Source organism: Catellatospora tritici (assembly GCF_019083965.1).
Taxonomy (GTDB): domain Bacteria; phylum Actinomycetota; class Actinomycetes; order Mycobacteriales; family Micromonosporaceae; genus Catellatospora; species Catellatospora tritici.
The window spans coordinates 25,094-44,654 of record NZ_JAHRCY010000036.1; the positions used below are offsets into that span (position 1 = coordinate 25,094).

Annotated in this window: 10 protein-coding genes and 1 pseudogene; 3 read left to right on the forward strand and 8 right to left on the reverse strand. The window is 69.5% G+C overall.

Annotation, left to right across the window (positions count from 1 at the left end; translation table 11 throughout):
* Positions 1 to 117: 117 nt before the first annotated feature.
* The 3 genes and pseudogenes from KUA19_RS40045 to KUA19_RS40055 all read right to left on the reverse strand — a co-directional run bounded on the left by KUA19_RS40045 (position 118) and on the right by KUA19_RS40055 (position 3,161).
* Positions 118 to 1,296, reverse strand: a complete 1,179-nt coding sequence (locus tag KUA19_RS40045; protein ID WP_217404966.1) for a cytochrome P450 family protein — start codon at positions 1,294 to 1,296, stop codon at positions 118 to 120.
* An 888-nt stretch (positions 1,297 to 2,184) separates the two neighbouring features.
* Positions 2,185 to 2,781, reverse strand: a pseudogene (locus KUA19_RS43605) (FAD-dependent oxidoreductase); the annotation flags it as partial.
* Positions 2,709 to 3,161, reverse strand: coding sequence for an SgcJ/EcaC family oxidoreductase (locus KUA19_RS40055; RefSeq protein ID WP_217404903.1), 453 nt, complete (start codon positions 3,159 to 3,161; stop codon positions 2,709 to 2,711). The gene KUA19_RS40055 and the pseudogene KUA19_RS43605, both read right to left, overlap by 73 nt.
* Before the next feature lie 242 nt (positions 3,162 to 3,403).
* Here KUA19_RS40055 and KUA19_RS40060 point away from each other — a divergent pair, with 242 nt between their 5' ends.
* The gene (locus tag KUA19_RS40060; protein WP_217404905.1) at positions 3,404 to 4,228 is read left to right on the forward strand and encodes an SDR family NAD(P)-dependent oxidoreductase; all 825 of its coding nucleotides are present in this window, start codon (positions 3,404 to 3,406) and stop codon (positions 4,226 to 4,228) included.
* A gap of 13 nt (positions 4,229 to 4,241) precedes the next feature.
* On the opposite strand, the gene KUA19_RS40065 is transcribed toward KUA19_RS40060, so the two are convergent.
* The 5 genes from KUA19_RS40065 to KUA19_RS40085 all read right to left on the reverse strand — a co-directional run bounded on the left by KUA19_RS40065 (position 4,242) and on the right by KUA19_RS40085 (position 15,397).
* Entirely contained in the window at positions 4,242 to 5,579 is a 1,338-nt protein-coding gene (locus KUA19_RS40065) for a methyltransferase (RefSeq protein WP_217404907.1), read from the reverse strand.
* Positions 5,576 to 6,475: a hypothetical protein gene (locus tag KUA19_RS40070; protein ID WP_372452032.1), complete on the reverse strand. Its 900-nt coding sequence runs from the start codon at positions 6,473 to 6,475 to the stop codon at positions 5,576 to 5,578. The genes KUA19_RS40065 and KUA19_RS40070 overlap by 4 nt, the downstream gene beginning before the upstream one ends.
* 230 nt (positions 6,476 to 6,705) lie before the next feature.
* Positions 6,706 to 8,466: a RyR domain-containing protein gene (locus KUA19_RS40075; RefSeq protein WP_217404909.1), complete on the reverse strand. Its 1,761-nt coding sequence runs from the start codon at positions 8,464 to 8,466 to the stop codon at positions 6,706 to 6,708.
* A gap of 258 nt (positions 8,467 to 8,724) precedes the next feature.
* A complete protein-coding gene (locus KUA19_RS40080) occupies positions 8,725 to 12,435 on the reverse strand; it encodes a DUF4062 domain-containing protein (protein WP_302563806.1) in 3,711 nt (1,236 codons plus the stop codon).
* Between the two features lie 79 nt (positions 12,436 to 12,514).
* Positions 12,515 to 15,397: a toll/interleukin-1 receptor domain-containing protein gene (locus KUA19_RS40085; RefSeq protein WP_217404913.1), complete on the reverse strand. Its 2,883-nt coding sequence runs from the start codon at positions 15,395 to 15,397 to the stop codon at positions 12,515 to 12,517.
* Between the two features lie 349 nt (positions 15,398 to 15,746).
* Between KUA19_RS40085 and KUA19_RS40090 the strand changes: the two genes are divergently transcribed.
* Both KUA19_RS40090 and KUA19_RS40095 read left to right on the forward strand, forming a co-directional pair.
* Positions 15,747 to 16,292, forward strand: coding sequence for a RyR domain-containing protein (locus KUA19_RS40090; protein WP_217404915.1), 546 nt, complete (start codon positions 15,747 to 15,749; stop codon positions 16,290 to 16,292).
* A gap of 99 nt (positions 16,293 to 16,391) precedes the next feature.
* A complete protein-coding gene (locus KUA19_RS40095) occupies positions 16,392 to 19,178 on the forward strand; it encodes a toll/interleukin-1 receptor domain-containing protein (RefSeq protein WP_217404917.1) in 2,787 nt (928 codons plus the stop codon).
* Positions 19,179 to 19,561: the final 383 nt, after the last annotated feature.

The following is a 19,561-nucleotide window of genomic DNA, read 5'->3' on the forward strand; positions in this document are numbered from 1 at the left end:
CGCCAATGCCTTCCGCGGGACCGAGGAGGACTTCGCCAAGCTCATCAACGCACCCGCCATGGTGTAGGCGTCACCGGACGCCAAGGGGCGACCGTGCCTCCCGGCGGTCGCCCCTGGTCAGGGATGGCCGTGCAGGTACACCGGCAGGGTCAGGTTGCCGTTCATGATGAACGTGCCGGGAGGCTTGAGTTCTGCGGTCGCCACGGCAAGGGACAACTTCGGGAAGCGGGTGAACAGCGCGGGCAACGCGGTCAGCGCCTCGAGGCGGGCCAGCGAGGCGCCGACGCAGAAGTGCGCACCGTAGCCGAACGACAGATGGTCCTTGTCGGCTCGGGTCAGGTCGAACTCGGCCGCGGTGGCGCCGTAGCGGTCGGGGTCACGGCCGGCCGCGGCCAGGCACATCAGGATCGGTGTGCCTTTGGCGATCACGGCGCCGTCTTCGAGCTCGATGTCCTCGACGGCGAACCGCAGCGGCAACTGAGCGATCGGAGCCTCGACCCGCAGCGTCTCCTCGATGACGTCCTCCCAGCCGACCTGCCCGGATGTGACCAGGGCAAACTGGTCGGGGTGGGTGAGCAGTGCGACGACCGCTTTCGTGATCAGGTTCATCACCGTTTCCGAGCCGGCCCCGAGCACGTTGAACAGGGATCCGATGACCTCGGATCCGCTCAGCCGCTCGGCATCCTGAGCCTGGACCAGGCGGCTGGTCATGTCGTCGGCGGGATGTTCGCGTTTGGCCGCGGCGAGCTCCTGCAGGGCGAGCTGCCAGTGGTGCAGGTTGGCCTCGGCGACCTCGGGCGGCAGGGTGGTGTCGACGGCGAGTTCCAGGCCGCGCAGCACTTCCGGACGCGCCTGTTCGGGGACGCCGAAGAGTTCGCAGATCATTCGAGCCGGGATCTGCTGGGCGAAGGCCTTGCGCAGGTCGACGGGTTCAGTTGCCGGGATCTTGGCGAGGTCGTCGAGGATGGCGGTGACGGTCTGCTCGACCAGCGGGCGCTGGGCCTCGATCCGACGTGGGCCGAAGTCCGGGGCGATCAGGCCCCGCAGACGACGGTGGTCATCACCGTCGTTGATCGTCATGCTGTCCATTTTGACCCAGCTGATCAGTGGCCAGTCGTCGCCGATCTCGCCGTTGACGAATGCGGGCCAGTGTTTGCGGGGGTCTTTGGAGACCCGCGGATCGGCGAACAACCGCTTGGCGAGCGAGAAGCTGTTGATGGACCAGGCGAGCACCTTTCCCGGCAGCTCTACCTGGACTGCCGCGCCGAGTTCACGCAGGCGGGTGGCCTCTGCCATCACATCGCTGCCAGTGCGGTCGATGGCATACGGGCACTTCTCGGCTTCCACCGACTCCTCCGGCTGGGTTGTTTGCGATTCGGGACGCCCGCTGTGCCACAGCGTCCGTAGCACGGTGCCGAGCTTGAACAGGGCTTGGGGTGGGTCGATCAGACCGGCTGCCCGCAGGAACGCCTCGGTCAGCGCATCGTCGTGTACGGCGGCGCGCTGGACCTTGCCCAGGAACGCCGAAGCGACCCGGATCTTCGGGGTCCGGCGGCCTTCGATCTCCGGATACCTCAGGTCACCGGCGAGGTTGACGTCCCAGGCAGCCTGGATGTTGGGCGTGATCTCGGCGAAGTACCGGCTCGGATCCGGCTCGCTGCCGTCGGCCACCTGAGACCTCAGCACGAGGGCCTCCAGCGCCGACAGCGTGTTTCCCTGCGCGTAGACCGGATTCGGGCTCGCCACGCTGTCCCCGATCAGCAGTAGCCCGGCCGGGAAGGCGGTCAGCTTCTCGTAGTGGCGCCAGAGGGTGTTCGGGAACTTGTAGGTCTGGATGTCGTTGAGCGGCTGCGCGCCACGGATCGCCTGATAGATCTCCGGGACCGGCACTGACCGGGCGTACTCGAGAAAGCCTGCCGGGTCTGCGGGCGGGTGGTCGCCGGCATGGGCGTTGAGCGACAGCACATACCGTTCGCCACCATCCGGGAGCAGCCGCTCGCGGGCGAGAACCGCGCCGCGCGGATGCGAGGGGGTCTGCGCGACGATGTAGGCGATGTCGGTCCCCAGCAGGCCGACAGGCAGCCGGTAGTTCCGGGTGGCATAGCCGAGGCCGATCTTCACCCGGTCCTCGGCGGGCGGCTGGTAGCCCAGCTCCGCGAGCCACAACGGCACGCGCGAACCACGGCCGGTGGCGTCCACCACCAGGTCGGCGGTCAGCACCTCGGAGACTTCGCCGACCTGGTGGAACACCCGGGCGCCGGTGACCCGGCGCCGGTCCGGGGTGGTCACCAGGCCGACGATGTCGCAGTGCTCCAGCAGTCTCACATTGGGTAGGGCGCCCACTCGCCCGCGTACCCGGTCTTCCAGCACCGTCCTGGGCGTGGCCAGGCAGGTCAGCCCGATGGGCGTCTGCCGAAGGCGCCGACCGTTGATGACCCAGCGCAGATCGGATCCGACATCACCGACGGGCACCCCGTCGGCGGCGAACTCGTCGGTGATGCCGGGGAACAGTTCCTCGATGGCCTGCTGACCGCGGGCGAGCAGCGCGTGCGCGTGGAAGGACTGTGGCGTGGCCCGCCGCGGACCGGTCGTCCCGACGAGCGTGTCCCGGTCCACGATGAGCACTTCACGATAGGCGCCGGCGAGTGCCTGGGCCGCGAACAGCCCAGCGATACTCCCCCCGAGTATCAACGCGCGGCCACCGGCGCTCACGACAGGTGCGTTTCGGGCAGCTCGATGGTGGCGTACACGGGGGTGTTGGCGTACGCGGTGATGATCCATTCGTCGTCCGGATTGTCCTTGATGAACACCCACATGCCGCGGATGGCGAAGTGGACCGGCACTTCGGTGTCACCGGGCATGTACGCACCGCCGTGCGAGACGACCAGCAGGACGTCGTCCCTGATGTACCGGTACTCCAGCGGGTGGCCAAGCACGTGCGTGCCCTTCCACTTCCCCGCGAACGCCGCGGCCATCCAGTCCGTGATTGCGGGTCGTCCCTTGAGGATCGCCCCGGGCAGCACGACCGACGCGTCATCGGCGTAGACCTCGCACAGCGGCTCGGCCTCGTTGGCGTTCCACGATTCGGTGATCTTCTGAATGAACTTGAGAACGGACGCCTTGTCCTCGGCAGACACGGGTCTGGAGTCGATGATCGTCATGACGAAGTCCCTTCGCCGCTCTTTACCCTCACCACCCATCGTGTGCCGGGCCAGGGCACGTGGCATCTCCCGCCGTGCGAAGTCGACCGATCGCCATCACCGAGATCGAGTCCCCGTCCAGGTCGAGGTCGTGCCTGGTCCCGCACGACAGCGCACACGTGAAGATGCACGGCGGACCCGGCCCGGCGGCACAATGCGGTGGGTGGCAGCCACGCCCGGTGGACACTTCGAGAGGGGCAGCGATGCGGAGCAGTTCAGGGCGGTTCGACCTCGACGGCAAAACCGCACTGGTGACCGGTGCTTCCAGGGGAATCGGGCGGGCGATCGCACTCGGCCTGGCCGAGGCCGGAGCGGATGTCGCCATCCTCGCCCGCAGCACCGCGGCCCTCGCCGAGGTCGCCAAGGAGATCGAGGCGATGGGTCGGCGCGCGGTCGCCTACACCTGCGACATCGACGATTCCGAGCAGACTTACCAGACGGTGGCGGCGGCGATCACCGAGCTCGGCCAACTCGATGTCGTGGTCAACAACGCGGGCGGATTCGAGCATGTCGGACCGTTCCTGGCGATGACCGCCGACGACTGGACCAAGATCCTGCGGACCAACCTCGAATCGGTGGTGCACGTGTGCCGTGCGGTGGGCGGGCACATGACCGGGCGGGGCACCGGCTCAGTGATCAACGTCGCCTCGGTCGGAGGCTACAACGGGGTACCCATGCTGTCGCCGTATGCGGTGGCCAAAGCGGGGGTCATCTCACTGACCCGGACGCTCGCCATCGAGTGGGGTGCCGCCGGGGTACGGGTGAACGCGATCGCGCCCGGCTGGACCAGGACCCAGCTCACCAGTAGTTTCGCCGGCAATCCCGGCCTGTCCGACGGGCTGATCCAGGCCGTGCCGCTGGCCGTGTGGGGCGAGCCGGACGACCTGGCCGGCGCGGCGGTCTACCTGGCCAGTGACGCTGCCCGGATGGTCACCGGGACCTCGCTGACCGTCGACGGTGGGGTGACCGCGTACAACACCGGCCCGGCCATGCTCGATCTGCTCCAGGCGGGGCGTATTCCGGTCTGACGGACCAGCTCTTTCAGGTCGAGTGGGCCGCTGTCTCGGGGCGGGCGGGGTGCGGGGCCGTGATGAAGGCGTCGGTGAGTTGCTGGGCCAGCCAGGCGACCGGGGGCAGGAGCAGGAGCCAGCCGAGGTACGCCCAGCCGAGATGGGTGTGTTCCAGCGCCCGTGCGATCGCTGCCGCGCCGCGCGCGTGGTGTCCGTCGGGGCCGGTATAGCGGGCGCGCCACAGCACTTGCGGGTGGTCGGCGGCGGCCGCCACGACCAGGTGTGCCGGGTGTCGGTGCAGTAGCCATCGGGTGACGGCGGCGCAGGGGCCGCAGTCGCGGTCGAGCCATACCGTGGCGGCGGGCTGGGGCAGTGGACGCAGCCGGGGCACCCAGTCGCGCACTTGCGTACGGTAGGCGCGCCAGGCATGCCCGAACCGGCCGTCCAGATCTGCCCGCTCATGCGGGGCGGCCAGTGCCACGCTGAACGCGACCGCGGCCACGGCGGCGACGGCCAGGGTCGCGCTGGCCGCGCCCACCGCCAGCACCACCAGCAGCAGCGACGCGCTGAGCTGCATGGGGTTGGCCAGGTAGGCGTACGGTCCGGTGATGACCAGCCGCTTCGGCGGATCCCACGGGTACGGCGTGCCGTGGCCGCGTACGGCGAACTCCCGCATCGCCGCCAGGGCGGGCACCGACACCAGCGCCGCGAGCTGCGCCAGCAGCGGCAGGACCCCGGACGGCAGCCGCCACAGGTGGCCCCAGGACCCATCGCCGTAGGTGAACGCCGTGGTGGGGATGAGCCACAGCACAGTGCCGGCGAAGGTCGTCAGTTGCAGCAGTGCGCGGGGGTAGAGCCGCAGGTCGCGGGCGGTCCAGCGGCCGAGCAGCTGCGCGGGCAGCGCCACCGCCACGATCCCGGCCAGCTCGCCGAGCCACCAGTGCGGGCCCAGTTCGACCAACGGGTCGAGCCGGGGCATGGCCAGCAGATCCAGCCACAGCAGGAGCAGCAGCGCCACCGGCGTACGCAGCACCCGGTGTGCCAGCACCGGCACCGGACCCCACAGCACCGCCCAGCCCAGCCACAGGTCGACCGGCAGGCCGCGCCACGCCGCGTCCACCGGCGCGTACGACCACCAGCCCAGCCCCTGGGCCACGGCGTCGAGCGCGGCGATGCCGGTGGCCGCCGCGACGAAGGACAGCAGCCCGGCGCCGTGGAGCCGGCGCCGCCGCGCCGGGTCCGGCATCGGGGCGCCGGGACGCAGCGCGGCGAGTGCGGCGGACCCCGGCAGTGCCGCCGCGGCCAAGGCCGCCAGCGGCAGCATCAGGCACGCGTAACGGGCGACGGTGAGCCCGACGGTGGGGGTCATCGCAGGTTGAGCATGTCGAGCAGGTGCTCGCCGCCGGAGTGCATGAGCGTCTCCTGAAGCGGGCCGAAGTACCAGAACGGGTCGAGCCGGCGCTCGTACGCGATGTCGAGGGTGACCTCGGTGTGCCCGGCGTCGACGGCGCGCCAGGTCACCGCGGCGTGGCGCCAGTGGAACCAGCGCGCGTTGATGGTGGTGTCCTCGACGAATCCGAACCCGACCCGCTGCGCGGAGCGTTCGGTGACCTCGGTGACGATGTGGCCGCCGGGGCCGTGCGCCGAGCCGTGGTAGGCGAACATCCAGCGGTCGCCCAGGTCGAGCCCGTCGCCCTCGACCTGCAACGGGGTGGGCATGCTCAACATCCGCAGCGTGACCGAGCGCAGCGCGGTGGGCTGGGGCCCTTCGGCGAGCCGCGCGGTGACCTGGTCGACCGTGAGCGGCAGCACCCGTACCACGGTGGTGGCCTGTTCCGGGTTGATCCGGGCCTCGGGTGCCAGGCCCTCGCCGCCGCTGATCAGCAGCAGGGGCAGCAGCAGGGCGTAGCGGCGGTTGCCGCGCCGGATCGCCTGGACGATCGCGGTGACGCCGAGTGCGACGGCGTAGACCAGCGGCGCGGCCAGCACCACGCAGATGAAGCCCTCGTGCAGGAAGACCGCGGTGAGCAGGAGCGCGATGGTGACAACCTTGGTGACGCGGCCGTAGACGTTGCGCACCGAGGTGAGCGTCAGCGCGACGGCGAGCAGGGTGGGCAGGCCGACGAAGACCATGGCGCTGTCGGTGCGCCCGTCCAGGACGGTGACGGCGAAAGCTATCGCGCCGAGGATCGCCACCGCGATGGCGACCACGAGCCTGGCGCGCAGGGACGCCCGCGGGTCGGGCCGGTCGCCGGGCGCGGGCACCTGCCACTGCTGCGGCTGCTGCCAGAACTGCTGCAGCAGCTGCTCGGCGTTGGGCTGCGACTGGTCCGAGTGGGGTGGTTCCGGCTGGTCGGAGGGGTGCACGGCATCTCCTTAAGCGATCGCTCAAAACACTGTCACGCGTGACGGTAACGATGTTTGAGCGATTGCTCAAGGAAGTTGTGGCGCTGGTCGCACCGGACCGGACCCTGAGGCCACCGCGGTCTTGTGGGTCAGTGGCCGATGGCCTCATCTACCCGCGTTTGTGCCGGAATCCGCGCCTGCTCAACCCGCACGACCTGCAAACCCGCGTCGGCGAGCAGGTCGGGGATGCAGCGGACGGCATCGCGGTCCTTTTCCCGTTCCACCTCGGCGAGCTCCTCCCAGGACACCAGGAGGTTGTGGTGTTTGAGCGCATCGTTTCGTTCGGCGGCGTAGGTCCAATCGGCAGCCCGCTTCTCCTCGTTCCAGCGCTCCTTTTCCACCTTGGCAAGGTACTCGACCTCATCCTTGTGGAACCGGAACTCCACCCCGGCGTCGCGGGGACCGACCGTGCAGCCGATGAGGTCGAGCTTCTCGCCGATCTGGGCGGCCTGTTCCCGGTTGCTGTCGCGCAGATACTCCGGCAGCATCTCCCACGACGTCATCGCGGGTTTGTCGCCCATCGCGACACCGCGGGCGAGCTGGTTGCGCAGGTAGTTTTCATGCACGGCCCGCCCCAGGCGTTCGAGCAGGTCGCTGTGGATGGCCGGATGTGCCTGGACGAGCTCGCTGACCACGACCAGTCGCAGCCGGTGTTTGATGTCGTCGAGCATGGCGGGCTTCGAACCGCCGCCGAAGTAGCCGGTGATGGTGGACATACTGTCCACCCGCACGACGAGGGACGCAGGCCCGCCAGCCCATAGGCGCACCGCGGTGAGTGCCGTTCGCACGGCCGCCTGGTCGTCCTGGTCGCAGAGGTAGACGCGGTGGGGCGGGTCCTGGGTTCCGGAAGGCACCGCGTACGGCAGGCCTCGCGTTTCCGGGCTGAGCTCGCAGCTTTCGGCCACCACCTTCCAGCCGCGGAGTTCCTCGGCGATGCGGTCAGCGTCCGGACCGACCAGGGTCACGCGAGCCTGGACGGGATTGTCCCGGGTGAACCGCCAGCGTCTGGCAAATTCGACGACCAGCGCCTGCCCGAATGCGCCGAGACCGGCCACGACGATGTGCGGTGCGGTCGTCGGGCCGAAGTCGAACGGGTCATCGCGGACGAGCACCCATGCGGCCAGTTCGTCAGCGTTGAAGAAGTTGAGGTTCTGCCCGTCCGCCGTGGGCATGCCCAGCCGCCGGGCCTGGAGCGCGAGCGCGAGCGCAGGGTCGCTGATGTGCGCGTGTACGGCGAGCGTGGGGCGGCGGCGGCGAGCCAGGAAGGCCAGCGGTGTCCTGCGCCTGCGCGGGACCTGGCAGGCGGCCAGCGCGGCGAGCACGTTGACACCGGGGTCGTGACGGTCGTCGGCGCAGGCGTACACCTTGGCGGCGCCACCGACACCGGCGTCACGCAGGTCCGTCGGATCGGCGGCGTCGATCTGGGCGACCCGCCGCCCAGCCGCCCGCAGGTTCTCCGCGATGGCATCGGCCAGCGCGGTGGTCCCGATGACGACGACGTGTCCGCGCCGACGTCGCTGCCGCCATCTGCGCCACTCGGTGGCGAACAATGCCCTGGCCGCCTCGAACAGGGCGTAGACCGTCGCCAACGGCGCGAGGAAGCGCGCGAACTGCAGCTGCAAGGGAAGCCATTTGGCCTCGCCCAGCGGGTCCGAGTCGAGCGCGAACAGTTGCAGGTTGTAGTAGATCAGGTCGAGCCAGCCTCGGCCCATCTCCGGCCGCTTCGGGCTCATGGACAGCACGTACATGCCCCAGTGGCCAAGGCCCAGCGCGGCCACGATGACGAGGAAGAATCCGACGCGAGCGAGAGTCAGGATGCGGGTGTTACGTCCCGTCGCCACTGATGCCATGACCGCCTCTCCCGCTGGACCGACCTTGGCCCTCTCCGAAGCGTGCCCGATGCGCAGCCGCGGCGGCATCGGATGGTAGGTGGATTGTGAACGCCCGTGGTGTCGATCACGGGGCTGTTCCACTCGCCGGCGTGGTCGGCCACCGTGAAGATCGCCCATCCCGGCTACGTGTGGGTCCTGTCCGACACGACCCGGTGTCACAGCGAAGTAGACGAATACAGCGCGCATCGGTGCCCGCTGTTCGCCGCGACCCGGCCGTCATCGGAGCAGGTGGCGGATCAGTTTGAGGACAGTCGCAGCGTGTTCGTCGGTCGCCGACGCCGCCGCGATCCGGCTCGCGTGTTGCAATGCCGCGTCGGAGCAGGGCAGGCGCAGCTGCCCGTGCCGGATGGCGGTGCTGAGGCCGAGGCCGACGTAGTCGCCGTACTGCCCGCCATCATGGGCGATCGACACGTGCCGCAGGCCGTCGAGAGTGGCGCACAGCTGTTCGAGGCGGGCCTCTTCACCGGTTGTCAGGGGCTCGGCGTCCTCGCCCTCATCAGCGACGTCCTGAAGCCATTCGACGATCTCGACCTCGGTTTCGGTAACGGCGGCACGCACCAGGTCGATAGCCGCGTCATCCGGATCGTCGACAATCACGCCGGCGTCGATCCGGGCGAGGGTGCGCTGAGCTGTGGCCACCGCGGTGGAGGGGAAGCCCTGGCAGAGCGCGAGCATCGAGGCGGTCAGCGGAAGCAGCGGCAGGAACTCGTGCAGGTCGGTGTCCAGCCCGGTGAGGTCGTACCCGCGCTCGTCCAGTTCGTCGGACAGGCGAACTATGAGCGGGCTGGGATCGACGGGGCGTCGCGACTGCAGGTAGCTGCCGAGCGTCTGGGCGGCGAACATCACAAAGCCCGGCCAGCCTGCCACATCGATGACGTGCGGGTGGGCCGTCAAGGCGAGCCCTACCTCGTAGGCCGAGCCGTCCTGATCGCACATCGCCAGGATCATCTGCCGCATACTGTGGACCGGTATGGCGGCGGCTTCGACACTGTACATCGCAGGGGCCACCCTGAGTTGGACACTCAGCTGCCAGGCGGCTTCCTCCAGGAAAGCCAGAGCCGCAGCGGCGAACGGGGCGTCCTCGGGTGTCATCCGGGACATGTCGCCTATGTTGTTGAGCTGGGCAAGCGCGTTGGCGCGGGCGTTCAGAGCGAACAGGACGACGAATTCGGCGCTGCCCCGCGCGTTGTCCACCAGCGCCTGGCAACGGGCGAAGTCGTTGGCGACGGGCCGGAAGCCGCCGTCCGGCCAGGCCAGGGCGGCAGCGCGCTCGGCGGTCGCGACGTGAAGGTGCAGTAACTCGCGGCCAGCGGCGATGACGGCCTCGCCGGCGAGCTCACTCACCACCTGCCGGACCGCGCTCAGCCGGGCGTGCAACTCCGCAGCGTCGGACGGCGCGGAGTCGATTATGCCGCCAGCCGCCGCGAGCGCATATTCGGAGAGCATGGCCAGCGTCGTCACGGCGGCCACCGTGCGGTGGTAAGCGGACCCTTCGAGTGGAAGGACGGGCGCCTGGCGCAGCGATACCACACCATCGCCGCGAAGCGCCGTGTCGAGCCACCGCACGACGGAATGGGCGCTGAGGTCGCGAAGATCCGCGGTGGCGTACGTGAACATCGACGCCAGCTCGGCGTGCCCGAGGCCGAACCGGCTCGGCGAGCGACCGACCACGCGCGGGAGCAGTTCACGCAGCCGGGCGACGACCGTGGCCGCGTGCTCGTGCGACAGGACCGGCAGGATCACGCTCACGAGGCCGAGGACCGTCAGAAGTTCGTCGTCGGAGCGAGTGGCGTCGCATAGAGCAAGGACTGTCGCCGGCGCGTCCTGAAGGGTGGCGGCCCAACCCAGCTCCACGGCCAAAGCCTGGATGGCTTCGTCCGGAGTCGTGTCCGGGTGCTGCACACAGGTGACCAAGGCCCGGTAGTCCCCGTTGTGGAACAGGAGCGGGAGGAGGTAGCGGACTCGCATACCGTGTTCGGGTGGCTGCGTCGCGAGATGCCGGATCGCGATCTCCCGATACGCACGAGTCAGGTCGAGGCCGACTTCGCCGCTGGTCTCGGTCAAGAACCGGTGAACGGCCAGCAGCGTGCTGATGTGGCGAAACCGCCACTCGCCGTCGGTGACGTGGATGTGGGTGGAGAACACGTCGCGCAGCATGGCGAGATCGCCTTCAGACAGCGACGGCGCGCTCAGCGCCAGTACGGCCCGCAGGGTCTGCTCATCAAGGCCTGCCGGCATGACCGCGAGAAAGCAGAACGGCACCGTGAACTCAGAGCCGAGTAGGTGGACGAGCCTGCTGAACACCTCGTCGTCCAGAGCGTCGAGGTCAGGCGGCAGCTCCGCCGCGACGTCACTGAGCAGCCGCCGCAAGGCGGCCTCCGGATCGGCAGTGGGCGGGGTGTCGCGCAGCGCCAGGTAGTCGTATCCAGTGAGGGCGAGCAACAAGTCGGTCGCGACGACGAGCCAGCGCGGCGAGCGCGGCCGCGCGACCAAGGCCGCCAGCGGCTCCGGCGCGATCGCGCGGTGACGGGCGGCGATGCGGTTGCCGACCAGCACCCGGGCGTCGGCGACGGGCAGCTCGGCCAGCTCCAGGACATGGGTGTTGGGACGCTCCCGCAGCAACTCTGCCTCGAACGTCTCCGCCGCCGCGGACACGATCAGGTGAACCCGATCGCCCAGCGTGGTGGGCAACCAGGCCACCGGTGTGATCGCCGTCTGCGCGCCGACGAGTTGGTCAAGGCCGTCGAACACGACCAGCGGCGCGTCGAGTTGGGTCGCGGCTCTCAGCGTGGACAGCCACACGTCGAGCACGTCGCCGAGGGCGAGCGCCTCGGCCGACGTGCCTGCGGCGATCCGCGTCGCGGCCTGCCGGTCGAGTTGGGCGAGCAGCAGCAGCAGGCACACCGGCAGGCGCCGTGTGGCCGCCGTCAGCCCGGCACGGACGTAGGCACGACGGACGAGATCGTCGCGTGCCATGTCCCGGACCTTCAGGTCGATGGCGACCTTCGCCAGCAGCGCCGACTTTCCCGACCCGGGAGCACCGACCACCGCGATCGTGCCTCGTTCACTCAGGCGGCGCAGCATCCACAGGGGGTGGCGGGGCTGGTCTCCGACGCTGTGGTCGTCCCTCAGGGAGAACAGGTTCCAGTGATCGGCGATGTAGTCGAGTTCCTCGACGCGTCCGACAATGCTCTGCACCTCGTCCTCCGCGGCCAGGCGCTGTGCTGCCAGCTCCGCGTCCAGCCACGTTCCCGTCGTTGTGTGACTCAGCTGCCGCTCGGCCGCGGCCAGCAGCGCGCCGGTGGCGAGCTTGATGAACTCCGGACTCTCGAAACGCGCCTCGCGCGGCGACCACTGGGCGGCGAACGGAACGAACGGATGCCCGAGCGCGGTGAAGTAACCCTCCATGGCGTCGAGCGCGCCACGGTCGGCCGGTGGCATGTCGCCTCTGCTCATGCAAGCGGCGCCCAGGTCGGCGTGCGACGTCACCCGCTTCAGCAGCACCGGCGGCTCACGGTCGGCGGAGTGCACCGCTGCCAGCATCTCCATCATCGTCACCGACAGCGGCAGGCCGGGGTCGGGCAGACGGGCTTCGGCCAGGGCAGTTCTGGCAAGCGAAGGTGAGGGGATCCAGCCGTACCGGTGGCCGATCAGGCCGACGAACAACGGTCGGCAGCGTCGGACCTCGGCGACGCAGGTCCGCAGAATCGAGAGTTGGCGCGACGCCGCGTCCAGATGCTCGTCGGTATTGACGCCCCACCGCAGGTCGACGGGGTAGAGCGAGCCCGCGAACCCGCTGTCGCGCAGCTGCCGGTTGACCAATGGAATGACGATCTGGACGAGCATGTCGCGCTCGTCGTCCATGTCACGGAACGTGGAGCAGATGAAAACAGGAAGATTTCGCCAGACCCGTCGTGAGCTCAGCATACTTTCAACCTCGGTATCCCGGATTGGGCATTGCCCACGGCTTCGATTGGCGGTCCTGACGTGATCCCCACCGGACGTCCTACAACCCTCCACAGACCTGCTGGAATTGCAGGTAGGGTACGTTCTCCTCCCATTCTTTGACAGTCAGTGACCGCCCGATGCGGTCACACAGGATGGCGTAGGGGTCGCCCACGATCGGAACGTCCCACAGTTTCGCGGTGCCGTCTGCACCCGTGGTGGCCAGGGTGCGGCCGTCGGGGCCGAACGCCACCGAGTACACCGCGTCAGTGTGACCCTTGAACTCGGCGATGGGTTGCCCGCTGACGGTGTCCCACAGCTGGACGGTGGTGTCCTCGGTGCTGGTGGCGACGGCGCGCCCGTTCGGGCCGAACGCGACAGCGTAGACGGGTCGACCGTGGTCGAGTGTCGTGCGCAGTGTTCCGGTGGCGACATCCCAGAGTCCGACCGAACGATTGTCGCCGGCGATGGCGACGGTGTTGCCATCAGGGCTGACGCTCAGGTCCCGCAGCGACGGCACATCGATCACCCTGGTTATTTTGCCGCCTGCCATGTCCCAGAACAGGACTGTGGTCAGCGCACCGATGATGAGTGTGCGTCCGTCGGTACTGAACGCCAGCGACTCGACATCGTTGTGGTACTTGCTGCGGTTGTTGTGCACGGGGATGGTCGTGAGCAGTTGCCCGGTTGAGGTGCTCCACAGCCGGGCGTTCTCATCGGTGCTGCCGGTGGCGATGAGCTTCCCGTCCGGACTGAACATCATGGATTTCACCCACCCGTGATGGTCGGCGAGTTCGGCGACCGGTTCACCGGTGGCCGCGTTCCACAGCCGCGCGGTTGTGTCGTAGCTGCCGGTCGCGACAAGTCGACCGTCGGGGCTGAACGCCACGGACGCGACAGCTCTGGCGTGGCCACTGAGGGTTCGTATCGGTCGTGCGGTGCCGGCGTCCCACAACTGGGCGTGCGTATCGCTGTTGGCGAAGCCGCCGGGGGCGGTGGCGACGGTCCGGCCGTCGGGGCTGAAAGCGATCGCACTTCCGGTATGGGCGCTCAGCGTTGCCGTCGGCCCGCCATTGGTGGCGCTCCACAACCTGGCCGTCTCGTCTTCGCTGCCGCTGGCCACGGTTCGGCCGTCGGGGCTGAACACCACCGCGGTGACGGGCGCCTGGTGCCCGGCGAAGATGGCGATGGGTCTACCGGTGACGGTGTCCCACAGACGGGCAGTGCGGTCGGTGCCGGCGGTGATGATGCGGGTGCCGTCCGGGCTGAAGGCGACATCCTGTACCAGGTCGGTGTGGCCGGCGAGAGTGTGCACCGCTCTGCCTGACCCGACCCGCCACAGCCTGGCGGTGGTGTCCTGGCTGGCCGAGGCGAGCAAACTACCGTCCGGACTGAAGGAGACCGACGTTACCGCAGCCGTATGGCCAGAGAGCTCGGCGACCGGTCTGCCCGTGGTCGCGTTCCACAGACGCACGTCGCCGTCGGCACCGCCACTGGCGAGGGTCGTGCCGTCCGGGCTGTAGGCGAGCGAGGCGACCATGCCCGTGTGCGCGATGATCGTCAGGAGAGACTTGCCGGTTGCCGGGTTCCACACGCGGACGGTGCCGTCGATGCCGGCGGTGGCCAGTGTCCGCCCGGTCGGGTCGAAGGCGAGGGGGCCCACGTCGTCGGTGTGACCCACCAGCGTCGCGGTCGATCTTCCGGAGGCGACGTCCCAGACGCGGGCGGTGTCGTCGAAGCTCGTCGTGGCCAGAGTGCGGCCGTCAGGGCTGAACGCCACCTTGAAGACGTCGCCGGTATGCCCGGTGAGAGTGGCAAGCGACCTACCGGTCGCGACGTCCCACAGGCGGGCCGTGCCGTCGCGGCTGGCGCTGGCCAGCGTGCGCCCGTCGGGGCTGAACGCGACTGTGAACACCCGCCCCTCGTGCCCGGTGAGGGTTGACACGCTGCGGCCTGTGGCGGTGTCCCACAGCCGGACCGTGTTGTCGGAGAAGCTCAGTGGGCCGCCGCTGCCAGTGGCCAGTATCCGCCCGTCGGGGCTGAACGCCACCGCGTTGACGAACCCTGTGTGTCCGGTGAGGACGCCCCGGCTACGGCTGGCCAGCGCGGTGGCGACAGCGTGTACCGACTGGTCGCTGCGGTCGATGCGCCACGCTGCCGCGGCGAGCAGGCCCGACAGTGTCGGGTCCCGGTCGCCGAGGATCTCGCTGCGTGCGGCCACCTGTCCGGACACCGCCACCCGGGTCTGCGTCTGTGCGGTCCGAGCCTGGTCTCTGGCCTCGATCGCGAAGAGGACAGCTGCGACGGTCAGTGCGGAAAGGGTGACCGCCGCACCGGCCGCGGCGAGTCGATTCCGGCGGAACACGCGTTCGTCGTCGTGGAGGACCTCGTCGACTGTCGTGTGGTGCAGCGCCGCCGCCAGTGGCGCGGCGGCGGTGCGCCAGAACCGCCGCCGCGACCTTCGCGACAGACCGCGGGTCGGGCGCAGGTCGACCCAGCTGGGCTCCGCTGCGAAACAGCCGCCCAGGTTGGGCGGCAACGCTGTCGTCTTGGTCCAGTCGAAGTCACCGGCCGACGTGTCCCAGACCAGCTCGCCCGCCGTCAGCGCGATCAGTATGTTCGCCCTCGGCTTGGAGTTCAGCCAGTACTCGACCTCCTTGACCACCCATTCGGACGCCGCGGCCTGCGGGGAGGCGAGCAGGATCAGGAACTCCGACTCGTCCAGGCCCTTCGCCACGCCGTGCCATGCGTCCGGGCTCGCGGACAGGACGGTGACATCACGGAAGACCTTCAGGGCGCGGCGGCGGTACCAGGGCCGGGCAAGGCTCTGCAGAACTTCCTGCAGGGTCGCCGACAGTTCTGCGTCGATACCGCGGTTGTAGGAGATGAACGCCGAGTACTTGCCTTCGAACCGAGCCAGGGGTGAGGTCTGAGCCGAACTCAACGTCAGTGCTCCTCGCGGTTCGCCGTCAGCCTGGGTGGGCTTGCCAACGCTAGCCAGCCCTGCCAAGCGATGGCATCGGGTCAAGGTACGAACTGGACGGTGAGATCAGTGCCGCGACTCGGCCGTGAATTGCACGGCCCCGGCCGCTCAGCCGGCCCTGTGGCACCTGCCTCTTCCCGGGTGAAGATGTCGTTCAGAGGCTGCCGTGCCGACCTGCCGTGGCGGGCCCCGGTCCAGGTCATGGGTGCAGGCCAGGCTCGCCCCACAGCCACCGCAGGTCACCCCGTTCATCGGCCAAGGCGGCGCACTCGGGAGGAGGCCGAACGGGGCATCGGCCTACCGACAGCGCGTGAACAACTGGCGTGAATGGGCTAGCGTGGAATTCATGACTGATCTTGAAGGACATCTGGACGACCTCGCCCGTGTCGTACACGAGTGCTACCTGGCCGACCAGATCGCGGCAGGCGTGGCGATGGGCGCGAAACCGACCATGGTCGCGTGGGACGCGTTGACCGCCGACGTCCAAGAAGCCAATCGCGCCCAGGTCGCTGACATCAGTGCCAAGCTCGACAGCCTCGGCTACACCGTCGCACCGGCCGACGCCGCCGGCGGCGCCGGCGCCGCCTTCAGCGAAGCCGAGGTCGAGCAGTTGTCGGTGCGCGAACACCAACGGTGGGTCGCCCAGCGTACTGCGGCCGGGTGGACGTACTCCCCTGTTCGCGACGACGCCGCCCGGCACCATCCGTGCCTGGTTCCCTGGGCGGACCTGGCCGAGGTCGAGAAGGACAAGGACCGCGCCACCGTGCGCCGCATCCCGCCGCTCCTGGCCGCTGTGGGGTTGCAGATGGTGCGGCCGCGGAAGGGTAAGGGCGGCCGCGGTCGGACACTCCGCTGAACGGCACAGCGGAACCTGTCGTTCGGTCGATACGGTGCATCGCCCTCCCGACGGTAGCGTCCTGACGTCAGTCGTGTCAGGTGCCCGGAGAGGAACCGCGTGTCGGTGGACAAGTACGACGCGTTCATCTCGTACAGCCACCCCGACCGGGGCCTGGCATCCGCGCTGCAGACACAGATGCAGCGATACGCCGCTCCGTGGTACCGGGCCCGAGGCCTGCGGATCTTCCGCGACGTCACCGACCTGAGCTCGGCCGGAGGCCTCAGCGCGTCGATCCAGGCCGCGTTGCGGGAGTCCCGGTGGCTGGTTCTGGTCGCCTCCCGCGCCTCGGCCTCATCCCCCTGGGTGGCCCAGGAGGTCCAGTGGTGGCTCGACACCAAGGGCCCCGCCAACGTGCTGATCGCACTGGCCGACGGCGACATCGTCTGGGACGCGCACGACTTCGACTGGAACCGCACCACCGCCCTACCCGCCATGCTGGCCGGCCGGTTCCCCGACGAACCGCTCTGGGCAGACCTGCGCGAGTTCGGCACCCGCGACGGTGAGCGCCCACGACTCGGCGACGCCGTCGCCGGGCTCGTCGCCCCGGTACGCGGCGTCGAAAAGGCAGAGCTGGTCGGCGTACACCTCAAGCACCGCCGCCGCACCCGCCAGAGCATCACCGCGGCGGTTACCGCGCTGGTCCTGCTGCTCGCGCTCGCGGTCCAGCAAGGGGTGGAGGCGACCCGCCAGCGCGACCGGGCTCAGGAGCAGGCCCGCATCGCGACGAGCCGCCAGCTGGCCTCGCTCGCCCAGTCGATGGCCACGACCCGGCTGGACCTGGCCCAGCTGTACGCGGTCGAGGCCTTCCGGACGGACCCCAACCCGCAGACCCGCACCGCATTGGCGCAGGTTTCGGCGGCCAGCCCGCACCTGGTCGGCTTCCTGCCCGCCGACGGCACCGTCACGGCGCTGGCCGGGTCGGCTGATCGGCGGGTCGTGGTCGCCGGCACCCACAAGGGACTGGTCCACCGCTGGACGATGGACTCCGGCGACGGCCACGGCGTGCGCGAGGACGTGCTGCGTTTCGACGGGCCGGTCGTCGACGTCGCCGTCAGCCGGGACGGATCCGTGGTGCTCGGCACCGACGGTGAGCGAACCCTGGCCTGGGTCGACGGGAAGGTCGAGCCCGTGGCGTTCACGGCCGGCGCACGGGCGACCACCGTCGCGGTCTCACCCGCCGGCACCTACCTGGCGGTGTGCGGGTCGATCTCACTCGGGAAACCTACGCTGGTCCTGTCCGAGCGTACCGGCGGCGGCACTCACACGATGCCCGCCTGCGGCCCCCGCCTGGCGATACCGTCGGAGAAGGAGATGGTGGTCTCCAACTACGAGGACTGGTCGCGATGGTCACTGCCTTCCCTCAGTCTGGTCAACGAGTCCCGAGTCGGCTATCCCATCAACAACTTCGAAGACGCCCTCGCCACATCAGGGACCTACGTCGGATCAGCGTCGTCGGGCATCATCCACCTCTGGCGGACCGCGCCCGGCAACGACTTCTACCAGCCTGACCTGCGCACCCAGTATCACCTCGGTGATGTCAGCCATCCGGAGGCGTTCGCGGTCAGCGACGACGGCCGCCGGACGGCCGTCGCCAGCACCGGAACGATCTACGTGGTCACCCCAGACCCCGACAACGACCTCGGTCCGCACATCGTCACCCTGGACGGTATCCCCGGGGTGAACACCGACCTGCTTAAATTCCACGCCGACAACGACCACCTCGTCTCCGCCTCGGGTGACACCGTCGCGCTTTGGGATCTCACCCGGTACGGACGCACCGGCAAGGCGCTGCCCATCTCGCTGGGCAGCAGCTGCAACGCCTGCCGCAGCCCCTGGACGTCGGTCTCACCCGACGGTCGCACGGTCGCGGTGGCCGGGGAGAGCATCCTCGGCGCGTCCACCCTCACGATCAGCACCAGCGGCGACCAACATGTGCTCGCCGCGGACGTCAAAGTCGCCGGGCCGCCGCTCTGGCTCGGCGGAGACCGTCTGCTGCTGCCCACCAGCGGCGCCGGAGCCGTGATCGTCGACAGCCGAGGCACACCGGTCGACCGGTGGTCGGCCGCCGGACCCGGCCTGGACGCGCTCATCGCGGCCGCCTCGCCGGGCGACGGTTCGACCGTCGTGCTGGTCGCCACGACAGGCGAGACGGTCGTGCGGTCGTCCGCTACCGGCGAACTGCTGGCGAAATGGCCCGGACCGCAGTATCTGGCCACGGCCACGCAGGAACGTCCCGGTTTCGGGGCGGTACGCGCGGACGGTGTCTGGGTCGTGGCGACCGGCTGGATTCCCGCGAGCGAAGACTACCGCCATCCGGCGTTTCTCCTAGATCTTCGCGACGGCCGCTGGCGTCAGCTGCCCGGCGGCCCGGTCGCCGATGTCGCCTTCGCCGGAGGCGACCTACTCGTCCGGCGCGATGACGGTGCGGTCGAGGTCTGGGATCCCACGGCGGCGACGCCGCGCCGCACGATGGCAGCCGGTCGTGGGTTCGTGCCCGGCATGGCAGTCAGCGACACCGGGACGCTGCTCGCGCAGCAGTTCACCGACGGCAGCGTCACCATCACCGACGTCCAGGCAGGCGCCGTCGTCGGCACGTTCGCCCTGCCCACCACCACCGAGTGGGCGGGTCACACCGGCGTGGCTCTGGCCTCCGGCGGGACCGCACTGGTGACCGTCCTGGAGCCGGCACAGGTCGACACGCCCGGCACCGCGATCATTTGGGACCTCACCGAGACCGGCCGGATCGACCAGGCGTGCCGGGCCGCAGGCAGGGACCTCACCGCAGCGGAGTGGCAAGGCCACGTCAGCGACCTCGTCCCGACCAACCTGACGTGCCGCCGCTGAAGCAGGACGACATTCGTTCCAATGCATACGGATCGGCGGCCCGCTTGCGATTCCGGCGCGGGCGAGCAGAGCTGGTACCCGTTCGAGGGAACGGAGTCGGTCGGCGTCACCCGCAGGCGTGAGTCGCGGCCGCGGGGCCACCTGCGACAACGGCAGCCCCGCCGATAACACTCCCACGAACTCCGCCGCCGCCACCGCGACATCTGCCAGCACTGTCGCATCCGGTCGTCGGCCGAGCAGCCGCACCATGCGGGCGGTCAGCCGGTGCACCGACACCACTACCCGATCCTGTCCACCGTCGACCGGACCCGCCAGCGTCACCAACGCCACCTGGCCCGGACCAGCCACCGCACTCCGCAGCGCCGCCACCTCAGCCAGCCGAG

Excerpts from the sequence above, each read along its gene's own strand:
- KUA19_RS40080 (WP_302563806.1), bottom strand. The coding sequence starts at position 12,435 with ATGCTGAGCTCACGACGGGTCTGGCGAAATCTTCCTGTTTTCATCTGC.
- KUA19_RS40045 (WP_217404966.1), bottom strand. The coding sequence starts at position 1,296 with ATGGCAGAGGCCACCCGCCTGCGTGAACTCGGCGCGGCAGTCCAGGTA.
- KUA19_RS40065 (WP_217404907.1), bottom strand. The coding sequence starts at position 5,579 with ATGACCCCCACCGTCGGGCTCACCGTCGCCCGTTACGCGTGCCTGATG.
- KUA19_RS40075 (WP_217404909.1), bottom strand. The coding sequence starts at position 8,466 with ATGGCATCAGTGGCGACGGGACGTAACACCCGCATCCTGACTCTCGCT.
- KUA19_RS40060 (WP_217404905.1), top strand. The coding sequence starts at position 3,404 with ATGCGGAGCAGTTCAGGGCGGTTCGACCTCGACGGCAAAACCGCACTG.
- KUA19_RS40055 (WP_217404903.1), bottom strand. The coding sequence starts at position 3,161 with ATGACGATCATCGACTCCAGACCCGTGTCTGCCGAGGACAAGGCGTCC.